Raw genomic sequence first — 25,287 nt, 5'->3', positions numbered from 1 at the left:
GTAGTTTTATTAGTGTGAGCCTCCCTAAATCGACCGTCAATGACAACCGAACGAATGACTGTTTCAGCCGTCGATACCTACACCATCGATGGTGCCAGCGTCTCATTGGAGTGTGAAATCGACGCGCCGGAGACGGTGACGACGCGTACGCTGCCAGTGACTCTTGTATTCTACGACCCGTGGACGTTTCGATTCGAACTCAAAGCGAATCCGGAAGTACGTGCAGACTGCCCGTACCCGGACCTGAAAACGGACGCGCTTGCCGAGGATGTCAGCCTCGACGTGACGGAGTCAGACGGTGAACTCGTTCTCGACTCCGGCGCGCTCGAAGTCGTCATCGGCCTCGAAGAGTGGGCGTTTCGGGTCGAAGATGACGGGGATGTGGTCCTGCGTGAACAGCGGGAAGATTTGGACGTATTTGCGCGGTCACGGGTGGAGCCACTGGGCGTTACACAGGAGGAAATCAATCACAACCCGCGGCGTGTCGTCGAAACCGGCACGGCGTTCGGCCTCGAACCGAATGAGAAGCTGTATGGAGCGGGCGAGCAGTTCGTCGAGTTCGATCGCCGGGGACGAGAACTAGATCTCTGGCACGAGGAACCGCTCGGGACGGAAACGCCGCGGGCGTACAAGAATATCCCCTTCCACCTCTCGACGAATGGGTACGGGTTGCTCTTGGATACGACCGCGCGTGTACACTACGACTTCGGGAAAACGTCGACCGCCAGTACATCCATCTCAGTGGCTGATGACACCTTTGCGTTCCTCTTCTTTTACGGGCCCGACTTCAAGAATATTCTGCGGAGATATACCGCGGTTACGGGGCGGCCAAACCGGCCACCGAAATGGAGCTTTGGAACGTGGATGTCCCGTTTGGGCTACGAATCACGTGACCAATTGGAGAACATCGCAAGCCGCCTTCGCGAAGAGGGAATTCCCAGCGATGTCCTTCATCTCGACCCATTCTGGATGCGAGACCATTGTTCGACGGATTTGGAGTGGGACGTCAAGCAATTCCCTGACCCGGAGGAGATGATCGAGAATTTAAACGCCGATGGATACCACCTTTCGCTCTGGGAGCACCCACACGTCCCCGTTGGGACCGCCGCCTTCGAGACGGGCGCGCGTGAAGGTTACTTCGTCACCGACGGGACCGGGAAGCCATACGTGATGGACCATACTTGCCAGGGCGATTATCGAGGCGCGCTCGTTGACTTCACGAATCCGGATGCTGTCGAGTGGTGGAAAGATAAACACCGTCGCTTGTTGGAAATGGGCGTCGACGTGTTCAAAACCGACTACGGGGAGTACGTTCCCGAGGACGCCGTATTCGCAAACGGGCAGAATGGAGCGTCGATGCACAATCTATACCCGTACCTTTACAACGAGGCTGTCTACGAAACAGTCGGAGAGGTCAACGGTGCCGATGAGGCTATCGTCTGGGGTCGAGCGGCATGGACGGGAAGTCAACGCTTCCCAATGCACTGGGGAGGAGACCCACAGACGACGTGGAACGGAATGAGTGCAGCACTTCGCGGCGGCCTATCCGCGTCACTGTCCGGTATCGCCTACTGGAGCCACGACATCGGCGGGTTCCGAGGGACCCCGACCGATGCTTTATACATTCGGTGGGCACAGTTCGGCCTGCTATCGAGTAACGCACGCTGTCATGGAACGACTCCGCGCGAACCGTGGGAGTTCGGCGAGGATGCGCTCGAGATATTCCGCGAGTATGCGCGGCTCCGGTACTCGTTGCTCCCCTATATCTACACGTATGCGGAAATCGCTGCACGAACAGGCCTGCCCGTGATCCGTCCCCTCGTTCTCGAGTATCAGGATGATCCGACGACTCACCGCTTGGATACACAGTACCTCATCGGCACGGACATCCTCGTCGCACCGGTTTTCGAGGAATCGGGACGACAGGATGTGTACCTCCCGGAAGGGGAATGGGTAGACTTTTGGTCCGATGAGTGGCGATCGGGCGGCCAGACGGTTAGCGTCGACGCACCCAAGGAAACCATGCCTCTGTTCCTCCGCGCGGGTACGATGATTCCCCGTCGAGAACCGACCGAAACAATCAGTATGGGAACACCAGAGACGCTTCGGGTTCGGACAACACTCGACGCTGAAGGAGATGCCGCTGGTTCGTTTTACGACGTGGATATGGACACGCTGGGAGATATGGCGGCTTCTACGGTCGAGGAGTCACTCGAACTCTCGTACGAGGAACTATCCACCGATTCAGTTGTCTTCGAAATCGAAGGGTCGATACCCGAGACCGTGTCCGTAAACGGTACCGTGTTCGAATGTGTCGACGAGAAACCGACCGAAGGCGAATGGACAGTTGACGAAGGACACATCGTAGTTATCGCATAGTCCTACTATTGAAAGGTGGTTTTATTACAGGGGATGCCAAAGTATGGCATAACAACCAATAGGTGCACAATGGGACGATTAGAACTAAACGACTTGATGAAAGTATTCGACTCAGGTGACAACGAAATCGTAGCCGTTGACAACCTCGATATAACGGTCGACGATGGTGAATTCCTCGTTCTCGTCGGGCCGTCCGGATGTGGGAAATCGACGACCCTTCGATGTATCGCTGGTCTCGAAACTGTATCTTCAGGTCAGATTCTACTCGATGACCGTGAGATTACCCATCTCAAGCCGAAAGAGCGCGACATGGCGATGGTGTTCCAGAATTACGCCCTCTATCCGCATATGTCGGTGAGAAAAAACATAGGGTATGGGCTGAAGATCACTACCGACCTGAGCAAGGACGAAATAAACTCACGCGTCGAAGAGACAGCTAAACTACTGGAGATCGGTGATCTACTCGACAAGAAACCCTCCGAACTCTCCGGTGGGCAACAACAGCGCGTTGCGCTCGGCCGCGCCATCATTCGGGAACCCGAGGTTTTCCTCATGGACGAACCCCTGAGCAATCTCGACGCGAAGTTGCGAACGACGATGCGGACCGAAATCCAACAACTCCAACAAGAGATGGGCGTCACGACATGCTATGTCACACACGACCAAACGGAAGCGATGACGATGGGCGATTACATCGCCGTCCTCAACGATGGGCAACTCCAACAGCTCGGGACACCGCTTGAGTGTTATCACAAGCCGCAGAATCGATTCGTTGCGGGATTCATCGGTTCGCCGTCTATGAACTTCTTCACGGTGGAACGGAAAGGAAACGTTCTAGAACACGACATCTTCACGTACCAAATTTCGAGCGAGACTGTTGATATCCTTGCTGGAGCATCCGAACGACTTACGCTCGGCGTACGACCCGAACATATCGCTATCGTGGATTCCGATGTGGAGAACGCGATTCGAACCGAAGTAAAAGTTGTCGAACCGATGGGAGAGTTGAGCTACCTGTACTTTACCATCGGTTCCGAGACCTATACCGCAAGCGTCAACGGTGAAATGCGCGTAACAGCAGGGGACGTCATCAACGTCGAATTCCCGGAAGAGAAGGTCCATCTGTTCGACGATGAGACAGGTGACGCAGTGAAAAACAGCGAAACGACGGAAAACGTCGAACCGACTACTCAAACCTAAGTAACGACGACTCTCGAACGAATTTTTGAAGACTTTAGAATCATTGACGAGCAGTATCCGCGAGTGGAGTGTGTTCGCTCATCGCAAACGCTATGCATCTGTATGTAAGAGATTGGCTCATGACCAACAGCGGTGAACCGAACGGCGGCGGACGGCGTGTGAAAGCAGTTCAAACCACAAGTCAGATACTCGAATCACTGAGAGAGCGGGATGGTGCTGGAGTAACTGAACTCGCTAACCATCTCGAGATGTCAAAAGCGACGGTTCATAGCCACCTCGCGACGCTCGTCGACAACGAATTCGTCGTCAAGCGAGGGGAGGAGTACAACATAAGTCTCCGATTTGTTGATTTTGGAGAGTACGCAAAAACGAACGTTGATATTTACGAAATAACCAAGCAGGAAGTGAACCGGCTTGCTAAGGAGACCGGTGAAGTCGCCCAGTTCATGGTGGAAGAACACGGAAGAGGAGTCTACCTTCACAAGGCAAGCGGGGAAAACGCTATCCAAACAGCATCCTACACGGGAAATCGGAAGGATCTTCATTGCACCGCCTTGGGGAAGGCGATACTCTCTCAGTTCTCTGAAGAACGCGTGAACGCGATCGTCGATAGAAGAGGATTGCCACAGCGAACGTCAAAAACGGTCTCAACCCGCGAAGAGTTATTCGAAGAACTGGCCATGATACGTGAACGAAAAGTCTCATATGACGATGAGGAAATCCTAACCGGTCTCCGGTGCGTCGCTGCGCCCATCGAGCATCCGAAAGGTAATATCCAGGGGGCAATCAGTATCTCGGGACCGACGAGTCGGCTGAAAGGAGAACGATTTCGCGAAGAATTACCCGAAATCGTCCGCGGTGCCGCCAACGTTATCGAAGTGAACGCGACACACGTCTAGGTGTTCGCTCCTTGCGAACGGTGAAACCAATCGGCAGTCGATATATGAACCTGTGCGGTCGATCTGACGAGTAATACCATTGATTTCCGGACAGGAAGCAGAATCAGATACGAATGGACGTTTGCTCATTGCGAATCAACTACTCGTATCTGTAACGGAACGGCGTCAATAGTTTAGTTGAATATCCCATACGAAGGGAACGACCATCGAATAAGAGGATTCATCCCTCGATATTCCAGCTATTGAACCGGAAATTCGATAGCAGAGGCCTATTCCGATGTCTAATTATCAAATGAGCAGTGTACCGAGCTGTCTTCCTCTGCCCGGAGTAAACACAGAAGAAACTGACAGGGTTCATCCGTTCCGCAACGTGCTCAAGAGAGAAGGGAGACGAAACGACGAAGTCGACGATCGGAATCCATTTTCAGGTTACATCGCTCGATCTCGCATGTTCACTCAAACGTAATTTTCGACTGCGTCGATTATCTAATTCGCGTTCGCAATAAGCGAACGAATAGTATTCAATTCGTACCTGTACGTGAAATTAGTTGGCACAGCGCCATTACAGATCTATTGTTGTAATATTCTCCGTTGGAACGATTAGTGTGAGTTGAATCGTAACCGGGTTTCGTTCCCGGTTCTCGAAATCGAGTTTCCTTACGCAGTTCTGGATTTCGGCTCAATACTACCTGTTCACTATTTACTCACAGATCGACAATTCTCTGATTGAGGGTTTTGTCTATTACTTTATTTCTCTTAGTTATCGTTCCCAGATAGGCATACTCTCCGTCTTTCGTTCCACTAATTGCATCTCCGGTGACCACCAGTCGGTATAGCGAGAGCCAATATATCCCCTTTCTCTGATGCCCAATCACTTCCAATCCACCGCAACGAACCACTCCATTACAACGGTAATTCTGTAATGGATATTCCAATCACCGCTTTCGACACGAAAAGCCTCGAGCCTCCATCGTCAGATGAACTTTGGATGGTCCGCCTCGCGCTCCGCCATGTTGATGTTCACCTCGATGACGTTCGCCGCGTTCGTCACTTTCTCGACGATCATGTCGTGATACTCCGTTTCGTTCATTCGATTGGTCGGACCGGAAACGCTCACCGACCCGAGGACGCGACCGTTCCTGTCGAGTACCGGCGCGCCGATGGCTTTGAGACCCTCTATCTCCTCCTCGTCGTTGTACGCGTACCCTCGCTCTCGGATTTGTTCGAGTTCCGAATCCAGTTCCTCTCGGTCGGTGATGGTGTTTTCCGTCTTGCGAACCAGTCCGTAGCGGTCAACGATGGCGTCCACGCGCTCGGGCGGGAGCGATGCAAGAATCGACTTCCCGGTCGCCGAGAAGTGGAGATAGTCCGGCTTCTGCAGTTTGCTCGTCTGATAGTTGCTCCCGACTGCTTTCTCGCCTCGCACCTTGTACAGGTTCACGCTGAGACCGTGCTGTTCGGTTGCGAGGTGGGCGTACTCCCCCGTCTCGTCGGCCAGACTCTCGATTTCTGGTTTTCCGATGCTGTACAGTTTGTTCTGATTGCGAACGTACTCGCCGAGGAGGAGGAACTGCAACGACAGCGAGTAGGTGTTTCCCTCCTGGACGACGAACTTGTTCTCCCGAAGCGTCGTGAGGTGATTGTAGACGGCGCTTTTCGACATCCCGAGATGGTCGGCGAGCTCCGTGACGCGCGCGCCGTCCAACTCCTCCAGCGCCTGAATCACGTCGAACGCCCGCGTGACCGTCTTTAGGGTCCGCGACGAGCCGGTTTCGGTCGAATCTGCCATGCTAACCGATACCAAATAGAGCGATAAAAGCGTTTGTATATGGAGCAAAGATTTCCGACGCTCCGAATCGATAGCAGTCATCGGGTTCGAAACTGTCAGACGACCGCGACCGATTCTCGAAATCCTTGATTTCGGCTTGAACGGCCGATGTCGGTGCCACAGTAGTTCATCATATTCGAGCTTGCGTTCAAAATACGTGCAAATTGACTGTGGACATTTAGGCCGTCCACGACTTGTGTTCCCCGTTATCTGAAACGGATAATGCTACCCGGTCGAAAATACGCGTTTCACGCCTTGTGTGGTTAATACCGAATCTAGCTACTGTTCTCGATAGGTGTAACAATCGAAGCGACGAGAGAACGGACTGAAATCGGTCAAAAACCGTTGAATCAAGGCCTGTTGTGGGGACAGAGCATACTTCTCCGCAGAGGATGTTCGAACGAGAATCTCGCCAAGAATAGGCTGAAACGCTTGATTCTCGGTCTTGTGGCTGAAAACAGTCCAATTTGCCTGCTCGAGAACGCCGTTATTCGTTAGCGTCGGCGAGCCGCGTTAGCGCACCAGCGAGGACGCGCGTCGATGCGGCACAATCCTCCCACTCGGTCCACTCCAGCGGATTGTGGGAAATGCCGTCCCGCGACGGGGCGAAAAGCAAGCCGGCGTCCGTGACATTCGCAACGTGCATGGTGTCGTGGGCGGCACCCGAGTGCAGGGACAACGTGTCGATGTTCGCGGTCTCCCCGGCGGCTTCCAGCGCGGTACGACAGCGGTCGCTCATCGGAACGGGGTGGCGGTTCCACGGTCGTTCGAACGCGGTCGTCACGTCGCGCTCGGTTTCGATGCGGTCGAGGCTCCGCTTCGCTCGGTCAACGACGTACTCGATGGACTCCTGTTCGATGTCGCGGACATCGAGGCTCAGTTCCGCCCGTCCCGGAATGACGTTCGGTGCGCCCGGACCCACGTCGAGTTTGCCGACGGTGGCGACCGCCGTGTCCGATTCGGCTTCGACGCGTTCACGCGCGGCGCGTTCGACGTCGAGAACGAACTCGCTCGCCCCGGCGAGGGCGTCCGACCGGTCGTCCATGAGCGTCGATCCCGCGTGGTTCGCTTCGCCGGTGATTTCGATGGCACACCGGGAGAGTCCCGTTATCGTCGTCACGATTCCGGCAGGGATACCTGCGTCTTCGAGGCGCTCGCTCTGTTCGATGTGGAGTTCGAGCCACGCGTGCCACTCGTCGGCGGCCACGCGCCCCTCGCCGAGAAAGCCGATGTCGTCGAGGGCGGTTTCGAGTGTCACGCCGGATTCGTCTTCGAGTGCGAGCGCCGTTTCGAGGCTCATCTTCCCCGCCGCGACGGCGGAGCCGAGCAATCCGCCGTCGAACCGCTGGCCCTCCTCCTCGGTGAAACAGACGACCTCGACCGGCCGCGCCGGTTCGACGCCCGCGTCCTGCATCGCCCGAACCGCTTCCAGCGCGGAGTAGACGCCGAGCGGACCGTCGAAGATGCCGCCCTCCGGGACCGAATCGAGGTGACTTCCGGCGGCGACCGCGGCCGCGTCGGGGTCCGCGCTCTCGGGCGTCCACCGGCCGACGATGTTTCCAACGCCGTCCACGCGAACGTCGAGACCGGCGTCCCGCAATCGCTCGCAAAAATACTCTCGTGCCTCCCTGTCCGCCTCGGTTCCGGTGAGGACGGTTCGACCGTGACCGTTTTCGACCGCGACCGACCCGAACGCCGCGTTGGCCTCGATGTCACGTCGTAGCCGTTGCTCGCGTACCTGCATGCGTACTAAGGCAACGTGGCTCACCCGCCTATTTGACTGTTTCCCAATCGGGCATTCGACTTACAGTTTCGGGTATCCACGAAACACTTCAACCATTCGACTATATAACCGCAGTTTTCATAATCTTTATCACGGACGGTTGAGTGCGCTATTCTATGCCAAGCGATAGCAATAGCCGCAAGAATGAAAATAATAGCGATACGGCCGGTCACGGACGCGTTGACCGCCGGGCGTTCCTCGCCGCGACGGCGGCCGGTGTTCCCGTCGCGCTCGCCGGCTGTCTCGGTGGAGGAGACTCGGACGGTTCCGGCGGCGGAAACGGGGACGGAAACGCGAAGATGGGCGGCACGCTCCAGTGGGGCGGTGCCGTGCCCGTGCAAGGACTCGACCCTCACCTCGAAAGCGCAGCCGCGACCAACCGCGTGCTCGAAAACATCACCGAGCCACTCATCCGGTTGGCTCCCGACTACTCGCTGAAACCCCACCTCGCGAAGGACTGGACGACTTCCGACGACAACACGAAACTGGAGTTCACCCTCCAGAAGGGAGTGAAATTCCACGACGGCAGCGAGATGACGTCCAAAGACGTACTCGCGACCTACAAGCGGATTGCGAACGGCGAGTACCTCGCCACCGGGTTCTTCGACTTCGTGGACTCGATGGATAACCCCGACGACCAGACCTTCGTCGTCCAGTTGTCCGAACCGTTCGCGCCGTTCCTCTCGCGGATGTCGACCGGTGAGATGCACATCGTCCCCGAGAAACAGGCACAAAAGAAGAAGATCAAGGAACCCATCGGAACGGGGCCGTACCAGTTCGATAGCCACGAGGTGGAGACGTCGTTCACGATGACGAAGTTCGACGACTACTGGAACGCAAGCGACGAGAACGGCCCATTCCTCGACAAAATCGTCAAGAGCGAGATTACGGACCCGAACGTTCGGCTGCAGTCGTTCCGTGCGGGCGAGTACGATTTCGTCAACGGCATCCCGCCGAAGGACGTCGAATCGCTCAAGAACGATTCGTCCGTCCGCTTCGAGAAGCAGTTCCCGAAGGCGCTCGTCTACCTCGGGTTGAACTGCAATAAGAAGCCGTTCGACGACAAACACGCCCGCCTCGCGCTCGATTACGCGCTCGACAAGGAGAAAATCAGCGAAGCGGCGCTCTACGGCACCGGCAAGACGACGGCGACGCCCGCCGCGCCCGGCAGCAAGTGGGTGAACCCCGACATCAAACCGCGTCCGCGTGACCTCGACAAGGCCAGAGAACACCTGAAGAAGGCGGGTATGCCAGACGGCTTCTCGGTTTCGTTCAAGATTCCGCAATCCTACCCGACGCAGGTACAGGGTGCGAAGGTCATCTCGGACCAAGCATCCGAGGTCGGCATCAACCTCAACATCCAGAAAATCACGTGGAGTACGTGGCTCTCGGACGTCTACAGCAAACAGAACTTCGAGGCGACGACCAGTTCGTACCTCGCGCTGACCTACCCGGACGTGTCGTTCTACAAGTTCCTCCACCCCGACGGCGCGTTCTTCTTCACCGGCTGGAACAACGACGAATACAACAAACTCGTCGAGAAGGCCCGCCACATGTACGACGAGGACGAGCGCGCCGAACTGTACCACAAGGCGACCGAAATCCTCCACGAGGACCGCGCGGGGCACCTCCTGCTCTGGTGGCAGGCGAACCTGTACGCCGGTTCGACCGACTACAAAGGAAAAATCGGCACGCCGGACGGCTCGACGCTTCGGTTCGACGACAACTGGCTCGACGGATAACTCGGTGACCCACCATGTCAATGTCTAATTATCTACTGAGGCGGTTGGGGTTCATGGTGCTAACCCTCCTGTTCGTGACGATGATCACGTTCATCGTGACGACGATTCTTCCGGGGGACGTTGCGTTGCTCATCCTCGGGCCGAACGCCACCGACAAGTCGATTCAGGCGCTCCAAGCACAGATGGGGCTCGACAAGCCGTTGTACGTCCAATACGTGGACTGGGTGTTCGGACTCGTACAGGGCGACATGGGAACGTCGCTCCGCTTCGGCGACCCGGTCATGGCACTCATCATGGAGAAACTCCCGAAGTCGCTCCTCCTCGCCGGAGCGGCGACGCTCATCGCGGTCGTCTTGGCGCTGCCGCTCGGCGTCATCGCCGCGGTGAAACAGAACGAGCTTCCGGACCTGTTCGCGTCGATGTTCGGATTCATCGGCGTTTCCATCCCCATCTTCCTGTGGGGGCTGGTGTTCATCCTCGTCTTCGCCGTCTGGCTGAACATCTTCCCGACGGGGGGCTACGTCCCGCCGAGCGAGGACCCGGTGGGAACGCTGACCCACCTCGTCCTCCCGGCGTCGGCGATGGGGTTCGCCCTCACCGCCTACATCATGCGGATGACTCGCTCGTCGATGCTCGAAGTCATGTCGGAGGAGTACATCAAACTGGCGCGCTCGAAGGGGATGACCCAGCGCGTCATCGTCCTCAAGCACGCGCTCCGGAACGCCATCATTCCCGTCATTACGGTCATCGCGTTCCAGTTCAGCTACGCGTTCGGCGGCGTCGTCGTGCTGGAGCAGGTGTTCTTCTGGCCGGGTATCGGGAGGCTGACGCTGACTGCCATCCAGAGCCGCGACATTCCCCTGTTGCAGGGTTGTATCGTCGTCGTCGCGTTGATGTACATGCTCTCGAACCTCGCAGCCGACATCCTCTACGGCTACTTCGACCCGCGGATTCGCTACGGAGGTGACGAATAATGGCGACCTCGACGTCGAACTCGAATTCGACGGCCACGTCCGCGCGGATAGAACGCTTCCAGCGATTCGCGCGGCAGTTCAGGAACAACACCAAGGCGATGATCGGCCTCGTCATCGTCGTCTCCCTCGTCGTGGTGGCGATTTTCGCGCCGTTCATCGCGCCGTACTCGATTTCACACACGTCAGTCGCCGACCGCACGCAATCGCCGTCGATGGACCACCTGTTCGGAACCGACGACCTCGGCCGTGACATCTTCAGCCGCGTCGTGATGGGCAGTCGGATTTCGCTGAAAGTCGGGTTCGGTGCCATCACCGGCGCGCTCCTCGTCGGAACGATAATCGGACTGGTGTCCGGGTACTACGGCGGCATCATCGACGAGTTGCTGATGCGGTTCATGGACGCCGCGATGTCCTTCCCGCCCATCCTGCTCGCGTTGACGTTGATGGTCGTCCTCGGCCCCGAACTCACGAACGTCATCATCGCGCTGGCGTTCGTCTACACGCCGTACATCGCTCGCGTCGCCCGGAGCGCGACGCTCTCGGAGCGAAACGAGGCGTACGTCGAGTCGGCCATCGCCCGCGGCGAGAGCAATTCGCACATCATCTTCCGCGAGGTGCTGCCGAACTGTTCGGCCCCGCTGCTCGTGCAGGGGTCGCTGAACATCGCCTTCGCCATGCTCGCGGAGGCGAGCCTGTCGTTCCTCGGCCTCGGCGCGCAACCGCCGACGCCGTCGTGGGGACTGATGATAAACAACGGGAGCGGGTTCATGCAAACCGCGCCGTGGATCATCATCTTCCCCGGTATCGCCATCGCCGTCACCGTCATCGGGTTCAACCTGCTCGGCGACGGCCTGAGAGACGTGCTCGACCCCAAGGTGGATTCGATAGAATGAACGGAAACGACGCGAACGGCGGGTCCGCCCCCCTCCTCGACGTTCGAGACCTCAGGACGGAGTTCCTGACGGAGGACGGGACGGTCGTCGCCGCCAACGACGTATCGTTCGCCCTCGATTCGGGCGAGACAATGGGCTTGGTCGGCGAAAGCGGGGCCGGAAAGAGCGTCACCGCGCGCTCGCTGCTCCAACTCGTCGATAGCCCCGGCGAAATCACCGGCGGAGAAGTCGTCTTCGACGGCGTGGACCTGTTGGAACTCTCCGAACCCGAGATGCGGTCCGTTCGCGGGAACAAAGTCGCGCTCATCCCGCAGGACCCCATGTCGTCGCTGAATCCGGTGCTCACGGTCGGCGAACAGATCGTCGAGACGATACTGCACCATCAGGGCGGCAACCGCGAGTCGGCGCGCGAACAGGCCATCGAGGTCATGCGCGACGTGGAAATCCCGGACGCGGCCGAGCGGTTCGGCGACTACCCGCACGAGTTCTCGGGCGGGATGCGCCAGCGCGTGCTCATCGCCATCGGCCTGTCTTGCAAGCCGGACCTGATAATCGCGGACGAGCCGACGACGGCGCTCGACGTGACGACGCAGGCGAAAATCCTCGACCTCCTGAACGAACTCCAGGAGGAAAAGGGGATGGCCATCCTGATGATAACGCATAACCTCGGCGTCGTCGCCCAGACGTGCGACCACGTCGGCGTGATGTACGCGGGGAACCTCGTGGAGACGGCGGAACTCGACGAACTGTTCGACAATCCCCAGCATCCGTACACGCGCGGCCTCATCGACTCGATTCCGCAGACGGACGTGGAGTATGACGACCTACCGACGCTGGCCGGGTCGATGCCGGACCTCACCGACCTGCCCAGCGGCTGTAACTTCGCGCCCCGGTGTGAGTACGCGACCGAGGCCTGTCGGACCGGCGGCAATCCCCGGCTCGAACCGGCCGCGGGGACGACGTCGCGTGCGGCGTGTATCCGCACGGACGAAATCGACCTCAGGCAGGGATACACCCCCGACGAATCGAGCGGCGAGCGAAAACTCATCGACCGGAGCGGCGAACCGCTGTTCGCGGTGAAAAACCTGAAAAAGCACTTCCCGTCCGGCGACGGGTTCTTCGGTGATCTCACGCTCACGCGCTCGGACGGCGGTATGCCGACGCTCGAACGGCGGGCCGTCAAGGCGGTCGACGGCATCGACTTCGAGATTTACCAGGGCGAGACGGTCGGTCTCGTCGGCGAGAGCGGGTGTGGCAAATCGACCGTCGCACGCACGGCGCTCAAACTCCTCGAACCGACCGACGGCGAGGTGTACTTCGAGGGGCAACCCATCCACGAGATGAGCGGGTCGGAGGTGCGGAGCCTCCGCCGCGAGATGCAGATGATATTCCAGGACCCGCAGAGTTCGCTCAATCCGCGAAAGACCGTGGGTCAAATCATCGGCCGAGCGATGGAGAAACACGACATCGCGACCGGCGAGGAGAAACAGGAGCGAACCCGCGAGTTGCTGACGCGCGTCGGCCTCTCGCCCGACGCGCTCCACAAGTATCCCCACCAGTTCTCGGGCGGGCAACAACAGCGCATCGCCATCGCGCACGCGCTGGCCGTGGAACCGAAACTCATCGTCTGTGACGAGCCGGTGTCGGCGCTGGACGTGTCCGTGCAGGCCCAGATTCTGAACCTGCTCGACGAGATTCAGGCGGAGTACGGGCTGTCGTACCTCTTCATCTCGCACAACATTGGCGTCGTCCGACACATCTGTGACCGCATCGCTGTGATGTACCTCGGCAAGATAGCCGAGTTCGGCACGGTCGAACAGGTGTTCTCGGCTCCGTTCCACCCCTACACCGAGAGCTTGCTGTCGGCGGTTCCGCACGCCAATCCGTCGCGGAAGACCGACCGCATCCTCCTCGAAGGGAGCGTTCCGAGTCCGCTGAATCCGCCGTCCGGGTGCCCGTTCCAGACTCGGTGTCCGAAGAAAATCGGCGACGTCTGTGAGCAGACCGAACCGGCGCTGGAGGAAAAAGAGGGGGACAGCGGTCACCAAATCTCCTGTCACCTCTCCGTCGGGGAGATGAGCGAACGGCGGTCGTTCGTCGAGACGGCGGAATCGACGTCCGACGACTGACCCGTTTCGACGACAGGCCACTCTGCCGTCTGCTGTCTTCCGTCGATTTCTTTTATTGTCGCGAGAACCACTTCAATGATTTAAATACTGCTCGGAGACCCCGTGCGTGGAAACCAGCTCCCGAATTCGGGAATTCCATTGAAGTGGGTGGACGTGGAAGTGGTGCCGGGGGATATTCATGCAAGCGTACGTGATGCGTTCCATCGGCGAAACCGACGTTATCGAGAAGGACGAACCGGAAGCGGGACCGAACGACGCCATCGTTCGGCCGACGAAGGGGCTGGTGTGTACCTCCGACGTGCACACGGTCGGCGGGGCAATCGGCGAACGCGAGGACATCACGCTCGGCCACGAGGCCGTGGGTGTGGTCGAATCGGTCGGGAGCGAGGTCGAGCAATTCGAACCCGGCGACCGCGTCGCCGTCGGCGCTATCACCCCGGATTGGGGGTCGCCGGCCGCACAGGACGGGCATCCGTCGCAATCGAACGAGGCGCTCGGCGGATGGAAGTTCGCCAACGTCAAGGACGGCGTGTTCGCCGAGTTCTTCCACGTGAACGAGGCCGACGCGAACATGGCCAACATCCCGTCCGGCGTCAGCGACGAGGCCGCGGTGTACGTCACGGACATGATGAGCACCGGCTTCAGCGCGGCCGAACGGGCGGATATTCCAATCGGCGGGACAGTCGCGGTCTTCGCCCAAGGGCCGGTCGGGTTGATGGCGACGAAGGGGGCGGCGCTCCGCGGTGCGGGGCAGGTCATCGCCGTCGAAAGCGTTCCAAAGCGCCAAGAACTCGCCGAGTTCTACGGCGCCGACGAAGTGGTCGATTACACCGAGGTCGATACCGTTGACGCCATCATGGACCTGACCGACGGGGAGGGCGTAGACGCCGCCATCGAAGCACTGGGGTCGAACGCCACGTTCAAACAGTGTATCGAAGTCACCAAACCCGGCGGCGTCATCTCCAACGTCGGCTACCACGGCGAAGGGGAGTTCGTGGACATCCCGCGGGACGCGTGGGGGTCGGCATGGCCGAGAAGGACATCGTGACGTCGCTCTGTCCCGGCGGTCGCCTCCGACTCCGTCGCCTGCTTCGATTGCTCGATGAGGGAAAGGTGGACCCGACGCGGATGACGACCCATCGGTTCGACTTCGAGGACATCGACGATGCGTTTCAGCTCATGGACACGAAAGAGGAAGGGATCATCAAACCCCTCATCGACTTCAGCTGAAGCGCTCGACGCGGAATTCCGCGCGCAACGCTCTCTTTTTTCGGAGTCGCCGCGGGGACGGGACGGAAAAATTATGTGTCCGTTGTTCTTCGGGAGCGATAGACCATGCAACGACGCGACCTGCTTCGCACCGGCGGTTTATTCGTCTGTGGCGGTATGACGGCCCTTTCCGGCTGTAGCGGTGTCGTCTCGAAACTCACGGGGTCCCTCGAAGTGACGACCACCGACTCGCGGGTCACGGGATTCGGAAACGTCGTCGTCACCGCGAGCGTGCGGAACGATTCGGACGAGACGAAATCGGGCACGCTCTGGGCGCAAGTGAAAGTCGATGGCGGCAGCACGTACGAGGAATCGGAAAACGTGATCGTCCCGGCGCACACCGAAAAGGAGTATCAAATTAGACTCGATATCGACTTCGGCGAATCACTGTCCGCGGACCGGTATTCGTACAAGGCGTGGCTCGAATCGGACTGACGAGCGGTCGAGGCGACGCCGGTGGTCACGGCTCCGAACCGGTCTACGACCCGGACTCGTCTCCGCCGTCGGCGTCGGAAGCGCCGTTCTCGTCCGTCTCCGCGGTTTCGTCGAGTTCGTCCGTCTCCTCCTCCGTCGTAGACTGTACCTCGTCGATATCGACGTCCGTGCCGAGTTTCTCCTCGTCGATAGCGGATTCGAGCGTCTCGCGGTCCGTTATTGCGTCGATTCCCTTCTCGTCCACCGCCGACTGAATCGTCCCGGCGTCGATGGCTCCGCTGACGTCCTTTCGTTCGACCGCCGCTTTGACCGCGCGTCGAACCGCGATGTAGCCGACCGCGCCCGCGCTACCGGCCATCACCGCGCCCGGTATCCCGTATCGTTTGTAGCCGAACTTCGCCGCCTTCTTGCCGATGGTGAGTGGACCGAGTCCGAACATCGTGTTTGGACACTGCCGCCGAACCCGTCTAAGGCTTGAGCCTGCATGTTCAACGAAACGACCCTCTTCACCCGACGTCCGTCCCCTTCGCGTCGTTAACGGAACGTATCGAGTCGCGGTTCGTCCAGATTAGTAAAATCGTGATTAGTAAAATCGTGATTAGTAAAATCGTGATTAGTAAAATCGTGATTTAGATAATCGCCAGCATTATCTACCGTCGTCTCGAAATCGACGCATGAACCCACCGCGTTTCGTCAACCGCGAGCAAGAGCTCGATACGTTGCAGTCCCGGTTTCGAAGCGACACCGCCGACCTGATCGTCATCTACGGTCGCCGACGACTCGGGAAGAGCGCACTCGTCCGTGAGGCGATACGAGATACTGACGACGCCATTTACTGGCAGGCAACAGAGGAGACGCCGGAGGTGCAACTCGCTAACTTCGTCGAGACGGCGAGTGAGACGTTTCCCCTCTTAGACGACATCCAACGTGACTGGGAGGCTCTGTTGCGTGCGCTCGGTCGGGAGAACGCGGTCGTCATCCTCGACGAGTTTCCGTATCTCATCCAGTCGGACGAAGCGCTTCCGTCGAAGATCCAGCGCGTCTGGGATTTACACCTCGAAGACACGGCGATGACGCTCGTCCTCGTCGGATCGTCGATCAGCGTTATGGAGGAGAAGGTCCTCGGCGGAGGGAGTCCCTTGTACGGTCGGCGCACGGCGGCAATCGACCTCCCGCCGCTCTCGCTGGAGAACGCGCGCCGATTCTATCCCACGGACGATCCGGATACGATACTTCGATATTGGGGCGTCTTCGGTGGAACACCGTATTACTTGCGAGCACTCACCCCCTCCGTATCGCTTCCTGCAAACATCCAGTCTCACGTGCTCTCGGAACACGGCGTTCTCCACAACGAGCCGGAGTTCCTGCTCCGGACGGAGTTCGGAATCCGAGAGCCGCAGACGTACTACACCATTCTCCGGGCGATAGCGACCGGAAAGCGTGAAGCAAACGAGATCGCAAACTTCGCGGGTGTCGATTCGAACACGCTCGGATCGTATCTCTCGAAACTTCGTCGCCTCCGATTGGTCGAGCGAGATATCCCGGTGACGGCCGATCCCAACGCGACACGCAAGAGCCGATATCGACTGAACGAACCGCTCTTCCGGTTCTGGTTTCGGTACGTCTACGGTCAGGAAGGAACGCTCGTTCAACTCGGTGATGACGCGTACGAGCGGTCGGTCGAGCCGTCGTTCTCCGATTACATGGGGTCGATGTTCGAGATCATATGCCAGGAAGCACTTCCGTCGCTGATTCCGAAGGCGTACCAAGGAATCGGATACTGGTGGCATCGGCAGCACGAACTCGATGTCGTCGGTCTCGGAAGCGATGGCACGCTCGTCGCCGGTGAATGTAAGTACACGTCTCGGGAGATGAACGAAGGTGATCTGGCGGACTTAGAGCGGAGTGCAGCGCAGGTTCGGTGGACGCCGGAAAACGGCACCGAACCGGCGTACCACTATTGCTGTTTCTGTCGCTCCGGGTTTTCGGACGGACTTCGAGCCACTGCCGACGAGCGTGACGACGTTTCGCTGTTCACACCCGCCGAAATCGTTTCATAGGTCTCGACTCGGAACTCCTCGCGTATCATCGAAACCAAATTCTCCCCCATCGGTTTCCGAGGGACCCTTTCCCCACCGCCGCGACGCGGTGCACGGAACACGGAAAAGGGTGCGACCCGTAGTTCGGCCCGACGCGATGACACGGACGCTCACGCTCCCGAACGGAGAGGAGGTAACCGAGGACGACATCATCCTCTACGACGGCTATCCGTACCGGCTCCGGTTCGTGGACGACGACGAGTACGAGTTCGAACTCTCGCCTCTGTACTGGGGGAACAGCGGAATGGACGTCCCGTTCCCTGACCGGGAGGCGCTGGTCGAACAGTGGGAAGGCGACTCCCGAGGCACGCTCACGGACGAGGAGTGGAACGGGTGGCTCCGCGAGGCGCGCCACAACCCGAAGTTCTCCGACGACGAACTCGACGAAATCGCCCGCGAACTCGGCACGAACGACGGCCTACTCGACCGCCTCCGTCGGCTGTTCGGACGGTGATGCGGTCGATGGCGGCGGACGGCGCCGTGTTCAACCGGTTCGGACTTCCGGGGTAGTCACCGTTATGCGTGCCGGTTCGTAAACACGGGCATGGACCTATCACTCGTGGACCTCGCGCCGATACCGGAGGGCGGAACGGCGACGGAAGCGTTCGAGAACACGATAGAGCGCGCCCGTCACGCCGAGGAACTCGGCTACTCCCGCTTCTGGGTCGCCGAACACCACGATTTTACCGACCGGTTGGCAAGCACGACCCCCGAAGTGTTGATGGGCAATCTCGCCGCCCACACCTCGGACATCCGCATCGGGTCGGGGACGGTGTTGCTCAACCACTACAGCCCGTACAAGGTGGCCGAGTCGTTCGGCGTGCTCGACGCCCTCGCTCCCGGTCGTATCGATTGCGGACTGGGGAGAGCGACGGGCAACCCCGTCTCTGACTTCGCGTTACAGGACGACCGGAGCGAACAACGGCAACCGACCGACCACGCCGGGAAGATAGAAGAGGTCGCCGCGCACCTCTACGACGGGTTCGACGACGACCACCGGTTCAGCGAGCTCTCGCTGGCGCGGTCCCGCGAGAGCATCCCCGACGTGTGGGTGCTCGGTTCGAGTCCATCGAGCGCCGCCATCGCGGGTGATTTGGGGCTTCGATACTGTTTCGCGGCGTTCATCCGACCCAAACCCGCCGTGCGGGCGTTCGAGGTGTACCGGGACCACTTCCAACCGTCCGACATGGGTGCTGGCCCGGACGAACCGCACGGCATGCTCGCCGCGAACATCACCTGCGCCGAGACGGACGAGGAGGCCGCGCGACTTCGTTCGGTCCCCGAAGCGAACCGCCAGCGGTTGCGTCGCGGGCAGATAGACCGCCCGCCGATTCACTCGGTCGAGACGGCCATCGACGAACTCGGGCACGTCCCGGACCCGACGCCGAGCACCCTCGCTCCGGGCGACTGGCCCCGCCAAGTCTCGGGGAGTCCCGAGACGGTCCGCGACCTGCTGGATCAGATGGCGGCCCAGACCGGCGTCGATGAAATCATCGTCCAGAACCAGTTCGCCGACCCCGAGGACGAACTCCGGTCGCACGAACTGCTCGCCGAGGCAGCGAATTTGACCCCTCGGTAAGCCGAGCACCGCACTCCCTCGACAAGCCGAGCGCCCGAACGCACCTAACTTCCGGTAAGCAGGCGAAGCGCGACGCCGATGAGGATTACGATGACGCCGAGCGCCGTCGCCACCGGCGGGATGGGGACGAACAGGAGGACGATACCAGCGAGGAGGACTATCGTCGAGGCTCGTACCATACGAACGGGCACCACCCGCCGTCTGTTAGAGGTTGTGGCGGACCGTTCCGGTTTCGTCCGTGAGAACGATTTATTAGTAGCAGATTCATACGATATCGTACATCGAACGATGGCGAAACCACCGGAACTCACCCGCGACAACGAGGGGGCGTGGAAGTTGGCGGGGTCGTTCAGCAGCGGTCGGTATCAGTTCAGCGTGACGCCCGCCGCGGAGCGACTTCTCCGGGACGAACTCGGATACGACGAAGGGGATATCGTCCCGTGGAACTGCTTTCGGGCGCTCGTCTACGCCGGAGACGCGTCGCTCTCCTCCGCGACGGATAGCCCCGTCGAGACCGGAGACGATTTGGCCCGACCGAACGGCGACGTCGAGATGTCGGACGCGGAGGCACGCGCGCTCGCCGAGCACCTGCAATCGAAACGGTTCGACGAACGCCAGTGCGAGGCGCTTTCGACCCACGTCGCCGACACGAAACTGGACCCGTTGCTCGACGTCGAAACGCTCGACCGAACCGAGGACTGGGTGGCGGAGACGACCGAATCGCTCGTCCGTGAAGGGAAATCATCGGATGAGAGACCCAAATCGGAATCAGACGCGGACTTCGGTGGGGAGAAGTCCGCGTCTACCGCATCGGACCGCCGCTCCGCCACGACCGTCCTGCACGTGAGCGATTCGCACCTCAAACCCGGTGGGGAGAGCGACGTGGATGGCGTTCACGGTCTCGACGGCTTTGCGAAGGCGGTGGACGTCGCCGTCGGCGAGGCCGTCGATGCGGTCGTCCACACCGGGAACCTATTTTCGAGCGCGACACCCTCGGACGAGGTGAGCGCCGCCTGCCGCGAGCGACTGGAGCGACTGCACCGACGCGACATCCCGTTCTTCGTCGTCGCGGGTCGAAACGAGGTCGGGGATACCGACACGCTCGATGCGCTGACCGAAACGGCTGGCGTGCGTCGCCTCGGGACCACGCCGACGACTATCGACGAGTCGGTCGCCCTGTACGGTATCGACCACCGGCAAGACGTGGAGGCGGGAAATGGGCAGATTCGCCTCGAAGACCCCGAAGAGCACGGTCTCAAACTGTGTTGCATCCACCAAGCGGTTTCGCCGCCGTACTCCGAGTACGGCGCGGACGTCGAGGCCTACGAACTGGCCATCGAGCACATCGACGGCTGGGTCGATGCGTTCCTCTGTGGCGGGACCGACCGCGCGGTCGAATGGGAGGGCGACGACCTCTGTGTCTACTACACCGGAACCACTGACGCCGCGAGGGTGCGCGACGACGAGGACGAACCGCTCGTGAGTTTGTTCACCGTCCGCGGGGAGTCGTTCGAGCGCGAGACGATTCCGCTCGACGGATACGACGCGAGCGCGCGGGAGCGCGAGCGAGCAAGACGCGAACGAGAGAACGGACGCGAACGGGAGAAGGGTGACGAGAGGGATGGGCATCCCGGCAGAGAGATGCAGTCCCGAGAAGCGACGAATCCCGACGTTCGACCCCTCACCGAAGCCATCGGGTCTCTGGCGACGATGCTCGACGACGCGGGGACGCCCGATTTCGAGGACTGTTCGACGGCGGAACTCGCGGACATATACGCCCTCTTTTCAGGCGTCAAGGGGCAGATCGAAACCCTTCGAACCGAGGTTCGGGACGTACTTTCCTCGCGCGTCGGCGAAGGGGAAGAGGTTACGGGGTCGTTCGGGTCGGTCAGCGGCCGTCACCGGACGCGAAAATCGCTCAAGGACTCGGAGACGGTTCTTACGGAACTCGCCAGACACGGCGTCTCCCGGGAGGACATCGTGACCGAACGGGTGGACGAGACGAAGGTCGAGGACGCCATCGAGGAGCGGAACCTCGACATCGACGAATCGCGCCTCTACGATATCAGCGAGAACGACTACGTTCGGCGGGACGACATCAACCGCGACGCGCTTCGACGGCGGTTCGAGGAGTAGGGCCCACTCCGACGCCGACTCACTCCGGGAATATCGATTGCGGGAGATACGCCGAGACGACCCAGTTGGGGGCGTCCACGACTTCGTTGATTTTGAGGTCCACGATGGCGGAACACAGCAGGTACGCCTCCGAGCGCGTCAAACCGCGGGTTCGGTGGAGGTGCGAAATCATGTGTCGAATCGCCTTCTTGCTGGCGTCCATCAGGTCGTCGCTGATGCCGGTCGTGGCGTACACCCGACCGCCGTCGGTCGCCGAAAACGGCCCGCCCGTCTCGAACTGCGGTTGCTCGATGTCCATGCCCGAGACGAGTCGGAGCCGGGCCGTCACCGTCATCGGCGCTTCGATGCCCGTGACGCACACCTCGCCGTCGCCCTGTGCGCCGTGGCAATCGCCGATGCTGAACCGCGCGCCCGCGACTTCGACCGGCAGGTACAGCGTCGACCCGGCCGTCAGGTGCTTCACGTCGAGATTGCCGCCGACGCGGCGTGGGGGCGTCGTGCTGTGCTCCCCGCCGTCGGCGGGCGCGACGCCGAGGTTGCCCGGGAAGGGCGCGAGTGGGACTTCGATTCCGTTCACGAAGTGGCCAACGTCGCCGTCGAGATCCCAGACGTGCAGACCCGGGTCTGGGAACTCCTCGGGGAGCAGTCCGGTTCCCTCGTCGCCGCCGTAAAAGTACGAAAAGCCGATGCCCTCGTGGTCGAACGAGAGGAGGTCCACCGCGAGCACGTCGCCGGGTCGCGCGTCCGCGACGTCGACGGGACCGGTTAGGGCGTGGCCGGGGAGCGTCCCCGCGAGGGCGGCGACGTCCTCGGCGGTCGAGTCCGCGTCGAGGCGGCCGTTCGTCGCGTCCCGACAGTCGAAGCGCACCACGTCACCGGATTCGACCGTTCGAATCGGGTCGTGGTCGCGGCTCCAACTTGTCTGAATGTGCTCGTCTCGGGCAGGTATGTGGTGGTCCGGGGATGGGGTCTGTGACATCGGCGTACACCCGAGTAGAGACGGAACGGATATAAAATTCGTTCGCGGATTCCGGTGGGCGTATCGATTATCGGACGGTGTAGCCGCCGTCGAGGACGATGGTCTCACCGGTCATGTACGCGGAGGCGTCGCTCGCCAGATACACCGCCGTCGGGCCGAGCATCTCCGGCGACGCCATCTCGTCCTGTAACATCTCGCCCGTCCAGATATCGACGGCGTTCTCCGCGACTTCCGCACCTTGGTCCGCGTTGTCGGTGGCGACGTAGCCGGGTGCCAAATTGTTCACGCGGATACCGTGTTCCGCCCACTCGGAGGCGAGTTGGTTCTTGAAGCCCTCCAATCCGGCCTTCGAGGCGTTGTAGGCCACCTGTCGCTGGGGATGGTTCGCGATGAACGCCGACATCGACGAGACGTTGAGAATGACGCCGCCGCCGTCCCCCATCATCTCGCGGCCCGCGGCGCGTGAGCAGAGAAACGCGCCCGTGAGATTCGTCTCGATGACCGCGTGCCACTCGTCGAGCGACATCGTTTCCGCCGCCTCGTGGACGACGATTCCGGCGTTGTTCACGAGTACGTCTATTCCGCCGAACCGCTCGACGGTCGCTTCGACCATCGCCGCCACGTCGTCCTCGTCGGTCACGTCGCATTCGACCGCGAGGGTTTCGACGCCCGTCGTGTTAGCAAGTTCGTCCGCAACGGCTTCGCCCGACGCCGCGCTCCGATTCGCAACGACGACGTTCGCGCCGACTTCGGCCAGCGCGGTTGCGATGGCGCGGCCGATACCGCGATTGCCGCCAGTGACGATGGCCGTCCGGTCGTGCAGGTCGAACGCATCGAGTACGGTCATGGTCGTACCACCGAACGGTACCCACAAAACGGTTCGCCCCAGAATCACCGCGCCCGGTTCGGACGCTCGACCGGAGGTCATTCTCGCAAAGCATTATACCGTTTCAGCGCCTTTCGTGGGACGATGTGTCAATACTGTTCCGTTCGCGAGGAAGGCTGGACCCAACTCCTCGCCTACGACGACGTGTATCAACGCGCCGTCGGTTCCGGCGGCGACGACGAGTACGGGTTCCACGAATCGTGGGACGACCTCCGCGACCAACTCGCGTAGTCACCGTCGCGGGAACGGTCCGCTCTCGGTGAGCGCGGATTCCGTCTCTTCGTCCTCGATGAGACAGCGGTCGAGTTCGGCGGTCACCCCCGTCTCGTCGATGTCGGTCCCGATGAGAACGAGACGGGTCTCCCGCTCGTCCGGAGACCACTCCCCGAGGGGGCCACAGCGGACCGAGGGTCCGGCCTGATTCAATCCCATGGCGTTGTCGTCCCATCCGGCGATCCAACAGATGCCCTTGGTTCTGGCGAGGTTTCCGTCCCAATCGTCCAGCCACGCGTTCAACCGCTCCGGGTGGAACGGACGCTCTCGCTCGTAGACGACGGTTTCGATGCGGTCGGCGACGGATTCTCCTGCATCGTGTGCGTGCGCTCCGTGGTCGTCATGGTCGTGGTCCGCGTGGGTGTGGTCCCCATCGTGGCCGTGCTCGTCCCCACCACCGGCCAACGCGCGTTTCCAGCCCGGCGATTGGCGCGCATCGTCGAAATCGAATCGTCCCGTGTCGAGGATTTCGTCCGCGGGAACCTCCGAGTACGTCGTTCGAATCATGTCCGCGTTTGGTTGCAGTTCCCGCACGAGGGCCGCCACTTCGTTGAGGGACTCGTCGGAAACGGCGTCACACTTGTTCAGCAACAGCAGGTCGCAGAACTCGACGGTTTCGACCAAGACGTCGGTCAGCGGCCGCTGCCCGTCCGCCGCTTGGTCGCTCAACTGCCCCGTTTCCGCGTCGAACGCGTTGGCGAATCCGACCGTATCGACGACCGAGACAACGGTATCGAGTCGGTACTTCTCGGTCGGGTCGGGCGTTTCGTCGTCCATCCCGAGCAGCGTCCGCGCAAGCGGGATGGGTTCGCTCACGCCCGACGCTTCGATGAGGAGGCAGTCGAACTCGCGATCGTCGAGTCTGGAAAGGGTCGAGCGGAGGTCGTCCTGTAGCTGACAACAGATACAGCCGTTGGAGAGGTCAATTACGTCGTCGGTTTCCCCCTGTATCAGCTCGGTATCGACGTTCATCTCGCCCACGTCGTTGACCACGACCGCGACCTGTCGGTCCCCCGGGTCGCGGAGGACGTGATTTATCAGCGTCGTTTTGCCCGCCCCGAGACAGCCCGTTACCACCGTGATCGGCGTTCGGTCGTCTCCCATGGGGTTGCCTTCGGGATGCGGCATCATAGCGTTTGGTTGTGAATACGAACTGATTTTTTCGCTCGTCGAGGTCGGGCGTCCGCTTTCTTCGTCCCATCAGTAGACAGGGAGGGAACGAGAAGCGCGAATCGAACGATTGGCCCCATAAGTACTACTACCAAGTATGACTGTACAGTATGATTGTTCAATCTGACCAGCATTACCAATGGGTCATACCAACGTGGTGTGAGATGTCGAAATGACGGTCACAATCGGTCGGAGTGAAGGAAAACCAGCAAATCGACCGGCTCAGGCCTTCGCGCCCGCGACCCCGCCGCCGATGGCCGCGCCACATTCATTACAGGCGACCAAGTAGAACCGTTTCGAGGCCGCGAAGAAACCTGTCGTGGCGTCCATCTCCACGAATTCGACATCGGACTTTTCGGAGAGCTCCGCTTGACATTCGGGGCAGTGTACCATACCCCCGAATTGTGATAACTAACCTATAGCTTTTTTCTTTCAAGCACCGCCACCGGCCTTCGCACCAGCGACGCCGCTTCCGATAGTCGCACCACAGTCGGCGCAGTTCACGACGTAGAACCGTTTGGAGGCCGCGAAAAAGCCAGTCGTGGCGTCCATCTCCACGAAATCGACGTCCGACTCCGTTTCGAGGGTCGCATCGCAGTCGGGGCAGTGTACCATGACTGCACCGTTTGCGCGG

Annotated in this window: 22 protein-coding genes and 1 pseudogene; 14 read left to right on the top strand and 9 right to left on the bottom strand. The window is 60.3% G+C overall.

Annotated features, from left to right (window positions below):
- Nucleotides 1-39 precede the first annotated feature (39 nt).
- From BG842_RS11800 to BG842_RS11790, 3 genes are all read left to right on the top strand, one after another.
- Entirely contained in the window at nucleotides 40-2,379 is a 2,340-nt protein-coding gene (locus BG842_RS11800; protein ID WP_069450880.1) for a TIM-barrel domain-containing protein, read from the top strand.
- A gap of 69 nt (nucleotides 2,380-2,448) precedes the next feature.
- A complete protein-coding gene (locus BG842_RS11795) occupies nucleotides 2,449-3,579 on the top strand; it encodes an ABC transporter ATP-binding protein (protein ID WP_069450879.1) in 1,131 nt (376 codons plus the stop codon).
- A gap of 119 nt (nucleotides 3,580-3,698) precedes the next feature.
- Nucleotides 3,699-4,478, top strand: coding sequence for an IclR family transcriptional regulator (locus tag BG842_RS11790; RefSeq protein ID WP_069450878.1), 780 nt, complete (start codon nucleotides 3,699-3,701; stop codon nucleotides 4,476-4,478).
- 973 nt (nucleotides 4,479-5,451) lie between these two features.
- On the opposite strand, the gene BG842_RS11785 is transcribed toward BG842_RS11790, so the two are convergent.
- On the bottom strand, nucleotides 5,452-6,267 hold the full coding sequence (locus BG842_RS11785; protein WP_069450877.1) for an IclR family transcriptional regulator: 816 nt from the start codon (nucleotides 6,265-6,267) through the stop codon (nucleotides 5,452-5,454).
- Between the two features lie 526 nt (nucleotides 6,268-6,793).
- On the bottom strand, nucleotides 6,794-8,050 hold the full coding sequence (locus tag BG842_RS11780; RefSeq protein WP_069450876.1) for a Zn-dependent hydrolase: 1,257 nt from the start codon (nucleotides 8,048-8,050) through the stop codon (nucleotides 6,794-6,796).
- 155 nt (nucleotides 8,051-8,205) lie between these two features.
- Here BG842_RS11780 and BG842_RS11775 point away from each other — a divergent pair, with 155 nt between their 5' ends.
- From BG842_RS11775 to BG842_RS11750, 6 genes and pseudogenes are all read left to right on the top strand, one after another.
- A complete protein-coding gene (locus BG842_RS11775; RefSeq protein WP_069450875.1) occupies nucleotides 8,206-9,831 on the top strand; it encodes an ABC transporter substrate-binding protein in 1,626 nt (541 codons plus the stop codon).
- Between the two features lie 14 nt (nucleotides 9,832-9,845).
- Nucleotides 9,846-10,805, top strand: coding sequence for an ABC transporter permease (locus BG842_RS11770; protein ID WP_026177911.1), 960 nt, complete (start codon nucleotides 9,846-9,848; stop codon nucleotides 10,803-10,805).
- A complete protein-coding gene (locus BG842_RS11765; protein WP_069450874.1) occupies nucleotides 10,805-11,698 on the top strand; it encodes an ABC transporter permease in 894 nt (297 codons plus the stop codon). The genes BG842_RS11770 and BG842_RS11765 overlap by 1 nt, the downstream gene beginning before the upstream one ends.
- The gene (locus BG842_RS11760; protein WP_069450873.1) at nucleotides 11,695-13,827 is read left to right on the top strand and encodes a dipeptide ABC transporter ATP-binding protein; all 2,133 of its coding nucleotides are present in this window, start codon (nucleotides 11,695-11,697) and stop codon (nucleotides 13,825-13,827) included. Before BG842_RS11765 ends, BG842_RS11760 begins: the two co-directional genes overlap by 4 nt.
- A gap of 178 nt (nucleotides 13,828-14,005) precedes the next feature.
- Nucleotides 14,006-15,057: pseudogene (locus tag BG842_RS11755) on the top strand (NAD(P)-dependent alcohol dehydrogenase).
- A 105-nt stretch (nucleotides 15,058-15,162) separates the two neighbouring features.
- Entirely contained in the window at nucleotides 15,163-15,531 is a 369-nt protein-coding gene (locus BG842_RS11750) for a hypothetical protein (RefSeq protein WP_007983369.1), read from the top strand.
- A gap of 43 nt (nucleotides 15,532-15,574) precedes the next feature.
- On the opposite strand, the gene BG842_RS11745 is transcribed toward BG842_RS11750, so the two are convergent.
- Entirely contained in the window at nucleotides 15,575-15,970 is a 396-nt protein-coding gene (locus tag BG842_RS11745; RefSeq protein WP_069450872.1) for a hypothetical protein, read from the bottom strand.
- A gap of 235 nt (nucleotides 15,971-16,205) precedes the next feature.
- Between BG842_RS11745 and BG842_RS11740 the strand changes: the two genes are divergently transcribed.
- From BG842_RS11740 to BG842_RS11730, 3 genes are all read left to right on the top strand, one after another.
- Nucleotides 16,206-17,591, top strand: a complete 1,386-nt coding sequence (locus BG842_RS11740) for an ATP-binding protein (protein WP_069450871.1) — start codon at nucleotides 16,206-16,208, stop codon at nucleotides 17,589-17,591.
- A gap of 136 nt (nucleotides 17,592-17,727) precedes the next feature.
- On the top strand, nucleotides 17,728-18,084 hold the full coding sequence (locus BG842_RS11735; protein WP_069450870.1) for a hypothetical protein: 357 nt from the start codon (nucleotides 17,728-17,730) through the stop codon (nucleotides 18,082-18,084).
- 90 nt (nucleotides 18,085-18,174) lie between these two features.
- Nucleotides 18,175-19,209 (top strand): LLM class flavin-dependent oxidoreductase, encoded by a 1,035-nt coding sequence (locus tag BG842_RS11730; RefSeq protein WP_069450869.1) that lies wholly within the window; start codon nucleotides 18,175-18,177, stop codon nucleotides 19,207-19,209.
- 44 nt (nucleotides 19,210-19,253) lie between these two features.
- On the opposite strand, the gene BG842_RS11725 is transcribed toward BG842_RS11730, so the two are convergent.
- Complete coding sequence (locus BG842_RS11725) at nucleotides 19,254-19,388, bottom strand: hypothetical protein (protein ID WP_007983378.1); 135 nt, start codon at nucleotides 19,386-19,388, stop codon at nucleotides 19,254-19,256.
- 109 nt (nucleotides 19,389-19,497) lie between these two features.
- Between BG842_RS11725 and BG842_RS11720 the strand changes: the two genes are divergently transcribed.
- Entirely contained in the window at nucleotides 19,498-21,345 is a 1,848-nt protein-coding gene (locus BG842_RS11720) for a metallophosphoesterase (RefSeq protein WP_069450868.1), read from the top strand.
- Nucleotides 21,346-21,364: 19 nt separating this feature from the next.
- Here BG842_RS11720 and BG842_RS11715 read toward each other — a convergent pair whose 3' ends face one another.
- Together BG842_RS11715 and BG842_RS11710 are read right to left on the bottom strand one after the other, a co-directional pair.
- The gene (locus tag BG842_RS11715; protein ID WP_069450867.1) at nucleotides 21,365-22,324 is read right to left on the bottom strand and encodes an acetamidase/formamidase family protein; all 960 of its coding nucleotides are present in this window, start codon (nucleotides 22,322-22,324) and stop codon (nucleotides 21,365-21,367) included.
- 67 nt (nucleotides 22,325-22,391) lie between these two features.
- Nucleotides 22,392-23,171: an SDR family NAD(P)-dependent oxidoreductase gene (locus tag BG842_RS11710; RefSeq protein ID WP_069450885.1), complete on the bottom strand. Its 780-nt coding sequence runs from the start codon at nucleotides 23,169-23,171 to the stop codon at nucleotides 22,392-22,394.
- 123 nt (nucleotides 23,172-23,294) lie between these two features.
- Here BG842_RS11710 and BG842_RS29815 point away from each other — a divergent pair, with 123 nt between their 5' ends.
- The gene (locus BG842_RS29815) at nucleotides 23,295-23,441 is read left to right on the top strand and encodes a hypothetical protein (protein WP_007983385.1); all 147 of its coding nucleotides are present in this window, start codon (nucleotides 23,295-23,297) and stop codon (nucleotides 23,439-23,441) included.
- Here the strand turns inward: BG842_RS29815 and BG842_RS11705 are convergent, their stop codons facing one another.
- The 3 genes from BG842_RS11705 to BG842_RS11700 form a co-directional block, all read right to left on the bottom strand.
- Nucleotides 23,442-24,587, bottom strand: a complete 1,146-nt coding sequence (locus BG842_RS11705; protein WP_069450884.1) for a GTP-binding protein — start codon at nucleotides 24,585-24,587, stop codon at nucleotides 23,442-23,444.
- Nucleotides 24,588-24,875: 288 nt separating this feature from the next.
- Entirely contained in the window at nucleotides 24,876-25,046 is a 171-nt protein-coding gene (locus BG842_RS29810; RefSeq protein WP_007983401.1) for a hypothetical protein, read from the bottom strand.
- Nucleotides 25,047-25,085: 39 nt separating this feature from the next.
- Complete coding sequence (locus tag BG842_RS11700; RefSeq protein WP_069449317.1) at nucleotides 25,086-25,268, bottom strand: hypothetical protein; 183 nt, start codon at nucleotides 25,266-25,268, stop codon at nucleotides 25,086-25,088.
- Between the last annotated feature and the right edge of the window lie 19 nt (nucleotides 25,269-25,287).

This window comes from Haladaptatus sp. W1, from assembly GCF_001723155.1.
In the GTDB taxonomy this organism is placed as follows: Archaea; Halobacteriota; Halobacteria; order Halobacteriales; family Haladaptataceae; genus Haladaptatus; species Haladaptatus paucihalophilus.
The sequence above is the reverse complement of the archived record's forward strand: the minus strand, read 5'-3'. Positions and strand labels throughout refer to the sequence as shown.